We start from the raw sequence: 14,341 nt of genomic DNA on the forward strand, positions 1-14,341 counted from the left end.
TTTTTACTTTCGTTTTACAAAATGCTACACTAATACTAATAAAAACTTAGAAAGTAAATGTGTAAGAATTACAATAAAAGATGCTCTTCCGTCTTGGAGGAGCATTTCTTTTTATAAAATAAAATTCAACGAAAATCAAAGAACAAACTAAGAAACTAGCCACAGGTTATACTCAATGAAAATCAAAGAGCAAACTAGGAAGCTAGCCGCAGGCTGTACTTGAGTACGGCAAGGCAAAGCTGACGTGGTTTGAAGAGATTTTCGAAGAGTATTAACTTTGAGATTGTAGCTAGAGAGGCTGTACCTGCAATATGTGTCTGTCAAATTTAGTGACAAAAATATTATAGAAGAAAGATGAAGAAATAAATCAGCTTCAGCAGGTATCTGGAAAATTTGTTTTTATAGAGAAGCCTTTTGTTACAAACTCAATATACCATCGATAAATAATATTATAGAAGCAACAATAATTATAATTTCACCTATCTGCATAATCCTATTTCGAACTCTAAATATATGTTCTATCAAAAATACTTGGATCACACACATTATAGGAATTAACGTTTTTGAGACTGAAAAATATCCAAATAAATAAACTATAAACAACAATAATAGAACTATGTTATATTTCTTATTCAAAACATTCCTCCTTATATATTTTTGATTAGCAATTTAATATTTTACAACTACATTCTAACAAACTATGAAAGTATTTTGTCAAATGAAATTTATCAAGCAAGCGACCAACTAGCTCATCTTTTTCCTATTTCTGCCAATATGCGTGACAGATAGTAATGATAGCTAAATATAGCAAGGCCAAGCAGAAGGATAAGAGCTCCTACTCCCAAGCTGATGGCAAAGATAGTGGAGAGAGACTGAACCAAGAAGATGCTCCCAATTACAAGGCCCCCTAGGATTACACTATAAATAAGCAATAGAACCATTGTAATTATGCCATTTGAACGATTCACCAGGTCTGTAATGCTACTCCAATTGGTTGACAGATTTTTCACATCCTTAAAATAATGGTGACAAGAAAGGATGACACTGGCAAGGAACCATGCCACAAGAAGATAAATCATCGAAAGAATGGGCAATCCTAAATAAAGGGAAAGACCAAGTAAAGTCAAGATAGGTAAAAAGGATTGAAAAGCAAATATAATCCAAAATTTCACTTTCACATAACGAGCAAAGTCAAAGGGCAAACTCTTTAGAAAATCAAAATTTTCCCTCTCTAAGGACATGCTAATTGAATGCAGGCTGGTGATATTGTTATTGACAACTGCTATTAACACTCCTACAAAAAACAAGGGTAACCAGTATGGAGGATGAATGTCTGGAACTAACTGAGAATCTCGAATTTTGGAAATCAATCCGATCATCATGAGATAAGGAAGAAAGGCACTTGTAAAAAGCACTGTAATCACGCCAGTTCCCTGTCCCAAGAGAGAAAGGTTATAACGTAAAATCATACGGAAAAAGCCCTTTTTAGTGGTTGAAATTCCCTCTTTACTACGACGTTCTTTTTTGACCTTCTCCTCACTGTTAAGCAGGATAACGTCATAAAAATGAGGAAGAACCTTCTTTTTGGTCAGATAAAGCAAGAAGATAGTTAGTCCTATCCAAGCGAGCAGACCCAGTATGGCTTCTGTCGAAAAAGGCTCCACTGCTATTTTGTAAAAGAGATGAAGAGGATAAAGGAGAAATGGAATGCCTCTAACTCTGTCAACTATATCTCCAGAAGTCGACTGTAGAAAGAAGACAAATAATAAAGGTGCGAGAACCCCAATCCCAATCATCACATTTGAAAAAATAGACTGATACTTTCTGAAGACCCTAGTCTGAGCCATGGAATGTACTGCCACTACCATCACTAAAGTAACAGAGACAAATAATAAGGCCAAGGACAGCAGCATCAAAGGCAAGCCCAGCCACAGAGAAGGAGCTAGCCTAATGTAGAGGACTAGAAAATAAGCTAGGATTGGTACAATTCCAGTTAGAGCTGGCAAGAGAACAGACAGTCCTTTAGCAATTATAATCTCTGATTCTTTAAAAGCATAGGGCCTATAAGATGCCAAGTCCTTACTCTCATAAAAGACATTGTAAAAGGCAGTGAAAGAAGCTGAAAAGGTAAGCACTAGAAAAATAGCAACCATGAAACTAAAATGAACAGGGCTTTCCTCAAAAGGAATACGAAAGGCTATATTACTAAAAAAGATAAGAAATACAAGACTGGAAAAAATGTAAGAACTGAGGACTCTAGCGGAAACATTTACTTTTTTTCCAGGATTCTTAGCCTGCTTCTTTCGTAGGTTAGCCAGATTAGCTTCCTTAGATGAATAGAGGATATTGATATCAACTAATTTTTTAATGACCTTGAGACGCATCTGAAACCTCCTCTTTTCTACCAGCAAGGCTAAGGTAGATACTTTCCAAAGACTGGTCTGGGTGGTCTTTTCTCAAGTCCTCTACGCTACCACAATAAATCAAATGTCCCTTTTTCAAAATAGCAATCCGATCACAGACTTGCTCTGCCACCTCTAGGACATGGGTTGAAAACAAGACTGTCTTGCCTTTTTGCGCATGCTCCTTCATCATCTGCTTCAAATCAAAGGCAGCCTGGGGATCCAAACCAGTCAAGGGTTCGTCCAAGACCCAAATATCGGGATCAGACAAGAGTGCTCCGATGACAAAGACTTTCTGACGCATTCCGTGAGAAAGGGTTTCAATAACCTGATAACGGTTTTCAGCAAAATCAAAAACACTCAATAGCCTAGTTAGACTAGCTTCCAAGTCAGAGCTAGTCAGATCATAGGATGAAGCAATCAATTCCCAAAATTCATTGGCTGTTAAACGCAAAAATAAGTCAGGCGAGTCTGCTACGTAGCCAATCTTTCGTTTAATCGCCAAGCGATTTTCCGATAGCTCCTGACCGTCTACCAAGATACGACCACTGCTGGGTGAAATGATACTGACTAAGGATTTTATGGTGGTTGATTTTCCAGCCCCATTATGGCCAATCAAGCCCATAATCTCCCCATTTTCAATCTGCAAATTGAGATTGCTCAAGGCCTCTTTATCACCATATAACTTACTGACATTTTGAAATTCGATCATGGGATGACTCCTATATTTATGTTTTTTATTGTTATATTAACACTTTAGGACAGATTTATCAACACTTTTGATAAAATAGTCAAAAACTTATTATTCAGTTTTACGCAAACGTTTGAGCTAACCGATACTTTATGATAGAATAAAGAACAAGATTGACAAGTAAGAGGAAACATCATGCAAAATCAAACACTCATGCAATACTTTGAATGGTATCTGCCCCACGACGGCCAGCACTGGACGCGTCTGGCTGAAGATGCTCAACACCTTGCTAATCTCGGTATTAGTCATGTCTGGATGCCACCAGCTTTCAAGGCGACAAATGAAAAAGATGTCGGCTATGGAGTCTATGACTTATTTGACCTAGGAGAGTTTAATCAAAAAGGTACTGTCCGCACCAAGTATGGTTTTAAAGAAGACTATCTACAAACCATTCAAACCCTTAAAACGCAGGGAATTCAACCTATGGCCGATGTGGTACTCAATCACAAGGCTGCTGCTGACCACATGGAAGCCTTTCAGGTTATCGAAGTGGATCCAGATGACCGTACAGTTGAACTTGGAGAACCCTTCACTATCAATGGCTGGACTAGCTTTACCTTCGATGGACGCCAAGATACCTACAATGACTTCCACTGGCACTGGTACCACTTCACCGGTACAGACTATGATGCCAAACGCCGCAAGTCTGGGATTTATCTCATCCAAGGGGATAACAAAGGCTGGGCTAACGAGGAATTGGTCGATAACGAAAACGGTAACTACGACTACCTCATGTATGCCGACCTAGACTTTAAACATCCCGAAGTCATTCAAAACATCTATGACTGGGCTGAGTGGTTCATGGAGACGACTGGTGTGGCTGGTTTCCGCTTGGATGCCGTCAAACACATTGACTCTTTCTTCATGAGCAATTTCATCCGAGATATGAAGGAAAGATACGGTGACGATTTCTATGTTTTTGGTGAATTTTGGAACGCCGACAAGGAAGCCAATCTAGACTATCTTGAAAAAACAGAAGAACGCTTTGACCTTGTCGATGTTCGTCTCCACCAGAATCTCTTTGAAGCCAGTCAAGCTGGCGCAAACTATGACCTTCGTGGTATTTTCACAGATAGCTTGATTGAACTCAAGCCCGACAAGGCTGTAACTTTTGTCGACAACCACGATACCCAACGTGGTCAGGCTCTTGAGTCTACTGTTGAAGAATGGTTCAAACCAGCAGCTTATGCCCTCATTCTATTACGCCAAAACGGCCTTCCATGTGTCTTTTACGGAGACTACTATGGGATTTCAGGAGAGTATGCTCAAGAAGATTTCAAAGAAGTCCTTGACCGCCTCCTAGCCATCCGAAAAGATTTGGCCTATGGAGAACAAAATGACTACTTTGATGATGCTAACTGTATCGGTTGGGTACGTTCAGGTGCTGAAAATCAATCCCCAATCGCTGTCCTTATCTCAAATGACCAAGAAAACAGTAAGTCGATGTTTATCGGCCAAGAATGGGCTAACCAAACCTTCGTAGATTTACTTGGAAATCACCAAGGTCAAATTACAATTGATGAGGAAGGTTATGGACAATTCCCTGTCTCAGCTGCTTCTGTAAGTGTCTGGGCAGTTAATACGATCTAAAAAACTAAGCTAAGTCCACTAGGATTTGGCTTTTTTGTAGTTACAAAAAGACCTACCCAAATGGATAGATCTTTACTTGATTACAATTTACCTGCTACTGCATCCAGCAATTCTTGGATTTTCGCTTGGTTGCTTCCTCCTGCCATGGCCATGTCTGGTTTACCACCGCCACGTCCATCGACGATTGGTGCCAATTCTTTGACAAGGTTTCCTGCATGAAGGTCTTTTCTCTTACTTGCTACAAGGACATTGACCTTGTCACCGATAGCAGCAACTAGGACAAGGAGATCAGAGTAATCTTTTTGTTTCCAGTTATCTGCAAATGTACGAAGGGCACCAGCGTCAGATACAGACACTTGGCTAGCAATGTAACGGTGACCATTGACTTCCTTCACATCCTTGAAGATATCGCCTGCGGCAGCTGCTGCTGCTTTTTCCTTCAACTCAGCATTTTCTTTTTGCAATTGACGAAGTTGTTCTTGAAGTCCTTCTACTTTATGAGGGACTTCCTTGACTTGAGGTGCTTTCAAGGTTGCTGCGACTGCTTTCAGCGCATCTTCTTGTTCACGGTAGGCTTCAAAGGCTTCCTTACCAGTCACTGCCAAGATACGGCGAGTTCCTGAGCCAATCCCTTCTTCTTTAACAATCTTGAAGAGACCGATTTCAGAAGTGTTGCCAACGTGGGTACCACCACAAAGTTCAACTGAGTAGTCACCGATAGTAACAACACGAACTTCCTTGCCGTATTTCTCACCAAAGAGGGCCATTGCTCCCATTTCTTTAGCAGTGTCAATATCCGTTTCAACTGTCTCGACTGCAATTGCTTCCCAGATCTTCTCGTTGACTTGCTGTTCAATGGCACGCAATTCTTCAGCAGTCACAGCTTGGAAATGGGTAAAGTCAAAGCGAAGGAATTCAACTTCGTTCAGAGACCCTGCTTGTGTCGCATGGTTTCCAAGGATATTGTGAAGGGCAGCGTGAAGCAAGTGAGTCGCAGTGTGGTTTTTCATAACACGGTGACGACGATTTGTATCAATTGCCAGCGTATATTCTTGCTTCAAGGCAAGCGGTGCAAGAACATCAACAGTATGAAGAGCTTGTCCGTTTGGTGCTTTTTGAACATTTGTCACAGTAGCAACAAGGTTTCCTGCAGCATCCAAGATTTGACCGTGGTCAGCTACCTGTCCACCCATTTCAGCATAGAATGGCGTTTCCGCAAAGATCAGTGATGCAGTGCCTTCTGAAACAGCTTCTACTTCTGCATTATCAGCTACGATAGCCACTAACTTAGAGGACAATTGGCTAGCGTTGTAGTTGAAGACACTTTCAACTGTAATGTTTTGAAGGGTTTCATTTTGCATTCCCATTGAGCCACCCTTGACAGCTGACGCACGCGCACGTTCTTGCTGCTCTTTCATGGCTGCTTCAAAACCTTCACGGTCTACAGTCATACCAGCTTCTTCAGCGATTTCTTCTGTCAATTCAACCGGGAATCCATAAGTGTCATAGAGTTTGAAGACATCTTGTCCAGCGATAACCGTTTGGCCTTTTTCTTTCAAGTCTGCTACGATAGTTTCTGCAAAGTGTTGACCTGAGTGAAGAGTGCGGGCAAATGACTCTTCCTCGCTCTTGACAATTTTTTCGATAAAGTCACATTTTTCGAGCACTTCTGGGTAGTAGCTTTCCATGATTTTTCCAACGGTTGGAACCAATTTGTAAAGGAAAGGCTCGTTGATTCCCAATTTTTGACCATGCATAGAAGCACGACGGAGAAGACGACGAAGGACATAACCACGACCTTCATTTCCTGGAAGGGCACCATCTCCGATAGCAAATGAAAGTGAACGGATGTGGTCAGCGATGACTTTAAAGCTCATGTTGTCGCCATCTTGGTCATAAACCTTACCAGACAATTTCTCCACTTCACGAATAATCGGCATGAAGAGGTCCGTTTCAAAGTTGGTCTTAGCCCCTTGGATAACCGCCACCAAACGCTCCAAACCAGCGCCCGTATCAATGTTCTTGTGTGGCAGTTCCTTGTATTCGCTACGAGGAACAGCAGGGTCTGCATTAAATTGTGACAAAACGATGTTCCAGATTTCGATATAACGGTCGTTCTCAATATCTTCTGCAAGCAGACGAATACCGATGTTTTCTGGGTCAAAAGCCTCTCCACGGTCAAAGAAAATCTCTGTGTCCGGTCCAGAAGGTCCCGCACCGATTTCCCAGAAATTGTCCTCGATTGGAATCAAGTGACTTGGATCCACTCCCACTTCAATCCAGCGGTTGTAAGAATCTTTATCATCTGGATAGTAGGTCATGTAAAGTTTTTCAGCAGGGAAATCAAACCATTCTGGGCTGGTCAAAAGCTCATAAGCCCAAGTGATGGCCTCGTCACGGAAGTAATCCCCGATAGAGAAGTTCCCCAACATTTCAAACATGGTATGGTGACGTGCAGTCTTCCCTACGTTTTCAATATCGTTGGTACGGATAGCCTTTTGGGCATTAGTAATACGTGGATTTTCAGGAATGATGGTTCCGTCAAAGTATTTCTTAAGAGTTGCTACCCCAGAGTTGATCCACAAAAGAGTTGGGTCATTTACAGGAACCAAGCTTACTGATGGTTCTACTGAGTGACCTTTGGTCGCCCAGAAATCAAGCCACATTTGGCGTACTTGTGCACTAGATAGTTGTTTCATATTGTCTCCTTATTTACTTGTTTAATGTGATTGGCTTTCCAGCATTTCCACATAGTCAATCGCGACACAGAGGGAAATGACTAGGTCTGCATAAGCGTCCTCAAGGACCGTTACATTATAGGTAGAGGTCAGATGGAAGAATTCCTTCTTGATTTCCGCAATCAGCTGATCGCGATCATCCAGCAATTTGAAATTCAAATCCCAGATATTGCCCTCGATACGAAGTCCTAGGTTGTCAAATTCATACTTATCTCTAAAAAAAGTCAACTTCTTTCGGATATAAAAACTATCTCCATTACGGAGCTGAATCTCAAAACGAGGTAGAAAGGTCAAGATTTCTTTACTGATCTGACTGACCTGTTCACCAGTCGCATCATAGATGGTAAAAGTTTTGGGAATCTTAAAAAATGATCCCTCCACCTGATAGGCGATTTCTCCCCTGTTATCCTTGATAGCGAAGCGTTCGCCTCCAAGACGAAACTTTTGTTTGACAAGAAATGTTTTCATCAACACCTCCAAAAATAAAAGACAAGCTCATATCACGAAGGGCGAAAAACCGCGGTACCACCTTCATTCAATGAACTTGTCATTCTCTTGTTCTTATGCAATTGTATGATTGAGTAGCATGACTTCCTAGCTTAGATGGCTCGCAGCACCGCCATTTCTCTGGACTAAGACAAGTGAAAATCAATTCTCAACATTCCTATTATAACGTTTTTTAAAGTCTGCGTCAACTGGAAATGATTCCCATTTAAGAAACCCCATTCCCTATATCTATGCTTACTTTTTCAGGATATATTTTTTCTTACTGCTATCACTCTTTTTATCCCAACTTTTATCCCACATTTTCGAATTGCTAAAGATAGCTACGAAAATATTTGCAAATATAAAGAACCCTATCACCAAATGTATAGAATCCGTTGTTAGGTATTGTCGATCCAAGCCATCCTTTAAATAGAATAGTATAATTGTTTGGTCAACAATCAAAAAGGTTGGCCAGTAACTTTTTTTGAAAAAAGTAGACATTTTCATGATTTGTTACCGCTTTCCATATAGATAAACTTAGTATACTACTAAGAAATAAAATAAGCAAATAGGATAGTAAAAATATACAGTTATATAAATTACGTTCTATTCAAAAAACGAACCAGCTCTAACTGATTCGTTTCGTTACTATCACTACTTCCGATACATTTTAAACTGTAGGAAGAGGTCGCTGTAGATTCCTGTCCATTTATGGTCAAACTTCTCATAAACTTCTAGGTGTTTCATTGTATCTGCATCAGGATAGAAGGCTTTGTCTTCTTTTTTCTCCTCTGGGAGCAATTCCTTAGCTGGTAGGTTTGGTGTTGAATAGCCGACATACTCTGCATTCTTGAGAGCATTTTCAGGCTTCAACATAAAGTTAATGAAGGCATAGGCCGCATCCTGGTTCTTGACAGTTTTAGGAATAACCATGTTATCAAACCAGAGGTTACTTGCTTCTGTCGGAACCACATAGCGTAGATTTTCATTTTTCTCCAGCATTTGGCTGGCTTCTCCTGAGAAGGTCACACCGATGGCAGCATTGTTCTGAATCATGTAACCCTTCATCTCGTCGGCCACAATAGCCTTTATATTTGGAGTCAGTTTGTAGAGCTTATCCACTGTCTCCTCCAACTGCTGGGTATCCTTGGAGTTAAGGCTATAGCCTAGTGAGTTAAGACCTAAACCAAGCACTTCACGCGCCCCATCAAAGAGCATAATTGAGTTCTTATATTCTGGTTTCCAAAGGTCGTCCCAGTGTTCAGGCGCTTCATCTACCATGGTTTCATTGTAGACGATCCCCAAGGTTCCCCAGAAGTAAGGAATGGAGAATTTATTGCCTGGGTCAAAGGACTGGTTGAGAAACTCTGATCCGATATTTTCGATTCCTTCAATTTTTGAATAATCAAGTGGCACCAAGAGGTCTTCGTCCTTCATCTTGTTAATCATGTACTCACTTGGGATAGCAATATCATAGGTCGTTCCACCCTGCTTAATCTTGGTATACATGGCTTCGTTGGAGTCAAAGGTCTCGTACTGGACTTGGATCCCTGTTTCTTCTGTGAATTGCTCCAAGAGTTCTGGATCGATGTAGTCTCCCCAGTTGTAGATAACCAGTTTTTGACTATCTCGGCTATTGATTTTACTATCTAGATGAGTCGCAATTCCCCACAAAACCAGGATAATGGCTACAATTCCTGCTAAAAATGAATAGAGTTTTTTCATGCTTGCTCCTCCTTCTCACGTGAAATGAAGTAATATCCGACAACTAGGATAATACTAAAGAGAAAGACAAGGGCAGACAGAGCATTGATTTCCAGCGAAATCCCCTTGCGAGCACGAGAATAAATCTCGACTGATAGGGTTGAAAAGCCATTTCCCGTCACAAAGAAGGTCACGGCAAAGTCATCTAGCGAATAGGTGAAGGCCATGAAATAACCTGCAATGACAGACGGAGTCAGGTAAGGAAGCATGATTTCCTTGAACATCTGAAATTGACTGGCACCCAAATCATAGGCCGCATGAATCATGTCACCATTCATTTCCTTAAGACGTGGCAAGACCATCAAGACTACGATAGGAATGGAGAAAGCTACGTGACTAGATAGAACCGTCCAAAAACCAAGTGAAAACTTGAGTTGGGTAAAGAGAATCAAGAAGCTAGCACCAATCATAACATCAGGCGCAACCATGAGGATATTATTGAGTGAAAGAAAGGCTTCTTGGTATTTCTTACGAGACTGGTAGATGTAAATAGCACCGAAAGTCCCGATAATAGTAGCAATCAAGGCTGATAGAAAGGCCAAGAAAAAGGTTTGGGTGAGGATCAACATGAGACGACCATCACCAAACATGGTTTTAAAATGGCTCAAGCTAAAACCAGTAAAGCTATTCATATCATCACCAGCATTGAAGGCATAGCCGATCAGGTAAAAGATTGGCAAATAAAGGACGATAAAGACAAAGGCTAGGTAAAGATTCGATAATTTTTTCATCGTTCTCTCCTTTCCTTGGTCACCCACATAGTGATAAACATGGTCAGGATGAGAATCACACCGATGGTAGAACCCATACCGTAATTGTCGTTAGTCAGGAAGTTCTGCTCAATAGCCGTCCCCAAAGTAATCACTCGGTTCCCCCCAATCAAACGCGTCAACATGAAAAGACTCAAGCTGGGGATAAAGACGGATTGAACCCCACTTCGCACACCATTCATAGACAGAGGGAAGATGACATGACAGAAGGTCTCCCACTTGGTTGCACCAAGGTCATAGCTGGCATTGATGAGATTATTATCCATATCATCCAAAACGTTGAAGATAGGCAAAATCATAAAGGGAAGCTCGATGTAGCTTGCGACAAAGATAAATGAGAAATCCGTAAAGAGTAACTGTTGCGAACCGATTCCGATGAATTCCAAGAATTGGTTAATAGAGCCATTCTGACCAAAAATCCCAATAAAGGCATAAGCCTTAAGGAGCAAATTGATCCATGTTGGCAGAATAATCAGCATGAGCCAGAGTTGACGGTGCTTGAGACGGGTCAAAAAGAGGGCTGTTGGATAGCTGATAAGAAGCGTCACTAGAGTTACAATCCCAGCATAAAGAACCGAGTTAAAGCTCATTTTAAGATAGGTTAAGTTTTGCGACGCAAAGTAGGATTTATAGTTTTCTAAACTGAACTGCCCTTCGATGTTGAAAAATGATTGACCGAAAATCAAGACCAGGGGTGCTAAAACAAAGAGCGCAATCCAAAGCATATAGGGCACTACAAAGAGTTTAGAGGTTGTTTTCTTCATCTCTTTCCTCCTCAATAGCGTTAATCAAACCTGCTTCTTGCTCTTCGATTTCAACGTATTCTTCGATACGAGCATCGAACTCTTCTTCTGTTTCATTGAGACGCATGATGTGGATATCTTCTGGTTCAAAGTCAAGACCGATTTCCTCACCCACGATGGCTTTACGCGTTGAATGGATCATCCATTCATTGCCAAGCTCATCATAGGCGATAATCTCATAGTGAACCCCACGGAAAAGCTGCGTGTCAACCTTAACTTGGAGCTTGCCCTCTTCAGGAAGGGTAATGCGCAAGTCCTCTGGACGAATCACGACTTCAACAGGCTCATTCGGCTTCATCCCACCATCGACTGCTTCGAATCGTTTGCCGTTAAACTCAACCAAGTAGTCCTCAATCATGGTACCTGGTAAGATATTTGACTCCCCGATAAAGGTGGCAACAAAGTGGTTGATTGGCTCGTCGTAGATGTCTACTGGCGTTCCAGACTGGACAATCTCACCGTCATTCATGACAAAAATCCAGTCACTCATGGCGAGGGCTTCTTCCTGATCGTGAGTGACAAAGACAAAGGTGATCCCCAAGCGTTGTTGCAATTCACGCAGTTCATACTGCATGTCTGTTCGTAATTTCAAGTCCAAGGCTGACAGAGGCTCGTCCAAGAGTACCACACGGGGTTGGTTAATGATAGCACGCGCAATAGCCACACGCTGGCGTTGTCCTCCAGATAGTTTACGGATGGAACGTTTTTCGAAACCTTCCAACTGTACCATTTTGAGAACTTCCTCTACACGTTGCTCGACTTCTTTTTTGTCAATCTTACGCAAACGCAATGGAAAGGCAACATTTTCAAACACATTCATATGTGGAAACAAGGCGTAAGATTGGAAGACCGTATGAACATCACGTTTGTTGGTTGGAATGTCATTGATCCGTATCCCATCCAGTAAAATATCTCCAGTCGTTGCATCCAGCAAACCTGCAATAATGTTTAGGATGGTTGATTTTCCTGAACCAGATGCTCCCAGCAGTGTATAAAATTTCCCTTCTTCCAACTCAAAGTTGATATCTTTGAGAACCTTGGTGTTGCTGTCTTCAAAAACTTTAGAGACATTTTTGAATTCAATAATTGGTTTTTTCAATTGGCATAAATTCCTTCTTTTTCATAGATTAACAGATCAGGGCTCTGTCAGGCCGCCACTACCTCTTGCAGAGTGTAAAACCACCTGCATACATCTGCACTAACGATAGGCTTTCACCCCCTTTCCATGACATAGCAGCAGCTTTTCAAACACCGCTTCCTACTGGCTTTCACCTAAAATACGGACTTCTCTCTCAAGAGTGACGCCAGAGTGTTCCTTGACTTTTTCAATCACAGACTCAATCAAGTCCTCATAGTCTTTGGCCGTTCCATCTGCGACATTGATCATAAATCCTGCATGCTTTTCTGAGACTTCTACGCCACCGATACGATAGCCTTTCAAGCCAGCTTCTGAAATTAATTGACCTGCAAAATGCCCGACTGGACGCTTAAAGACCGAACCACAAGATGGGTATTCTAGAGGTTGCTTGAGTTCACGGAGGTGGGTCAAGCGATCCATTTCTTGCTTGATGATCTGATGGGTTCCTGGAGCTAGAGCAAATTTAGCTGACAAGACAACTGCACCAGACTCCTGAATGGCTGAGTGGCGATACCCGAAAGCCAAGTCTTTGGCAGACAGGGTCTCGATTTCTCCATCCTTGGTCAAGACCTGACAAGACTGTAAGATGTGGGCAATCTCGCCACCATAGGCACCTGCATTCATAAAGACAGCACCACCGACACTCCCTGGAATGCCGCAAGCAAACTCAAAACCAGTCAAACTATGACGAAGGGCAATGCGAGTTGTTTCAATCAAGTTGGCACCAGCTTCAGCTTCAATAGTATAGCCATCAACAGAAACGTTATTGAGCTTGTCACACAAGATGACAAATCCACGAATCCCGCCATCACGAACGATAATGTTGCTAGCATTTCCAAGAACCATCCAAGGGATATTTTCTTGATTTGCAAATTTAACAACGCGAGCCAACTCAAAACGGTTTCGTGGAAAGACCAGATAATCAGCCTCTCCACCTACTTTTGTATAACTATAGCTATGCAAGGGTTCTTTGAAACGGATATCGATTCCTTCCAAGATTTCAAGCATTTTTTCTCTTACTGACATGTCACTCTTCCTTTTACAAAATTCATTCCATTATACCATTTTTAGAGGCATTTGACGACCCTAAAAAATCTTGGACTTATTTTAAACAAAAAAGAGGTTTCTCCCTCTTTTTTCTTATGATTTTTTGCAAAAGATAGCCTTGGTTCCATAGGCAACTAAAACAAGTTCAAGTGCTAGGACAACTTCAACCAAGACTGGATTTGTCAGCCAACCAACTTGGGCAAGAGATGGAGCCAGGTCAACGAAGGCATGTAGACCATAGGCTGCTAGGAGATAAATCCATTTCTTCTGGCGAACAGCTTGGTAAACCCAAACTGTCAAGAGTACTTGGAAACCTAGGGCCAAGATTCGCTCAAAACCAAGCAAATAAATCTGCCAGACTGATAGCGACTGAATAGTTTTTAACATATTTTCAGACAGCAATTGCATGACCTGTGGATTCTGAGTTTGAACTGCCGAAAGTACGATGTAAAGATTAATCAAACTAGTAAGACCAAGGAAAATCAACTCCAAGCCACCATGCCCCAAGCCATAGGCCAAGGCATCTGCCTTTTCCAAACTTCTCTTTTTCTCCAGCCATTTGAAGAAAACAAGGCGAGCAGTTTCCTCAAAAAAGGCTGCCATGGCTAAACCATAGATAATATAGAGAAGTGGGTTGTCTTGCAAGAGTGCAATACTACCGTCTTTTTGAGGATGCAAAACCAAGATATGCACCAGTTTTTCCAAAATTTGTGAGGAGACAAAGAAGGCAACAGCCCCCAAGCCCAAGATAGCTAGATTAATCTGATATTTCTTTTTGGCATACCAAATGCTCCCTATCAAGAAAGCCAGCAACAGCACCATGGTAATGATAATATGAATGGTCATTTTCTT

Annotated in this window: 12 protein-coding genes; 1 reads left to right on the forward strand and 11 read right to left on the reverse strand. The window is 41.5% G+C overall.

What is annotated here, in order from left to right; all coding sequences use genetic code 11:
- Nucleotides 1-749 precede the first annotated feature (749 nt).
- Nucleotides 750-2,384 (reverse strand): hypothetical protein, encoded by a 1,635-nt coding sequence (locus tag D2908_RS03715; RefSeq protein ID WP_117304965.1) that lies wholly within the window; start codon nt 2,382-2,384, stop codon nt 750-752.
- Nucleotides 2,365-3,114, reverse strand: coding sequence for an ABC transporter ATP-binding protein (locus tag D2908_RS03720; RefSeq protein WP_117304967.1), 750 nt, complete (start codon nt 3,112-3,114; stop codon nt 2,365-2,367). Before D2908_RS03720 ends, D2908_RS03715 begins: the two co-directional genes overlap by 20 nt.
- 174 nt (nt 3,115-3,288) lie before the next feature.
- Between D2908_RS03720 and D2908_RS03725 the strand changes: the two genes are divergently transcribed.
- On the forward strand, nt 3,289-4,743 hold the full coding sequence (locus D2908_RS03725) for an alpha-amylase (protein ID WP_117304969.1): 1,455 nt from the start codon (nt 3,289-3,291) through the stop codon (nt 4,741-4,743).
- An 80-nt stretch (nt 4,744-4,823) separates the two neighbouring features.
- Here the strand turns inward: D2908_RS03725 and alaS are convergent, their stop codons facing one another.
- The 9 genes from alaS to D2908_RS03770 form a co-directional block, all read right to left on the reverse strand.
- On the reverse strand, nt 4,824-7,442 hold the full coding sequence (gene alaS, locus D2908_RS03730) for an alanine--tRNA ligase (protein ID WP_117304970.1): 2,619 nt from the start codon (nt 7,440-7,442) through the stop codon (nt 4,824-4,826).
- 21 nt (nt 7,443-7,463) lie between these two features.
- A complete protein-coding gene (locus tag D2908_RS03735; protein WP_117304972.1) occupies nt 7,464-7,949 on the reverse strand; it encodes an LURP-one-related/scramblase family protein in 486 nt (161 codons plus the stop codon).
- A 273-nt stretch (nt 7,950-8,222) separates the two neighbouring features.
- Nucleotides 8,223-8,474, reverse strand: coding sequence for a hypothetical protein (locus D2908_RS03740; protein WP_117304974.1), 252 nt, complete (start codon nt 8,472-8,474; stop codon nt 8,223-8,225).
- Between the two features lie 147 nt (nt 8,475-8,621).
- A complete protein-coding gene (locus D2908_RS03745) occupies nt 8,622-9,692 on the reverse strand; it encodes an ABC transporter substrate-binding protein (RefSeq protein WP_117304975.1) in 1,071 nt (356 codons plus the stop codon).
- Nucleotides 9,689-10,462 carry an ABC transporter permease gene (locus D2908_RS03750; protein WP_117304977.1) on the reverse strand — a complete coding sequence of 258 codons (774 nt, stop codon included), beginning with the start codon at nt 10,460-10,462 and terminating at the stop codon, nt 9,689-9,691. The genes D2908_RS03745 and D2908_RS03750 overlap by 4 nt, the downstream gene beginning before the upstream one ends.
- Complete coding sequence (locus D2908_RS03755; RefSeq protein ID WP_117304979.1) at nt 10,459-11,265, reverse strand: ABC transporter permease; 807 nt, start codon at nt 11,263-11,265, stop codon at nt 10,459-10,461. Before D2908_RS03755 ends, D2908_RS03750 begins: the two co-directional genes overlap by 4 nt.
- Nucleotides 11,246-12,403, reverse strand: a complete 1,158-nt coding sequence (locus D2908_RS03760) for an ABC transporter ATP-binding protein (protein ID WP_117304981.1) — start codon at nt 12,401-12,403, stop codon at nt 11,246-11,248. Before D2908_RS03760 ends, D2908_RS03755 begins: the two co-directional genes overlap by 20 nt.
- 159 nt (nt 12,404-12,562) lie before the next feature.
- Complete coding sequence (gene murB / locus D2908_RS03765; protein WP_117304982.1) at nt 12,563-13,468, reverse strand: UDP-N-acetylmuramate dehydrogenase; 906 nt, start codon at nt 13,466-13,468, stop codon at nt 12,563-12,565.
- 114 nt (nt 13,469-13,582) lie between these two features.
- Complete coding sequence (locus D2908_RS03770; protein WP_117304984.1) at nt 13,583-14,335, reverse strand: YhfC family glutamic-type intramembrane protease; 753 nt, start codon at nt 14,333-14,335, stop codon at nt 13,583-13,585.
- Nucleotides 14,336-14,341 lie beyond the last annotated feature (6 nt).

This window comes from Streptococcus sp. LQJ-218 (assembly GCF_003428885.1).
Classification (GTDB): domain Bacteria; phylum Bacillota; class Bacilli; order Lactobacillales; family Streptococcaceae; genus Streptococcus.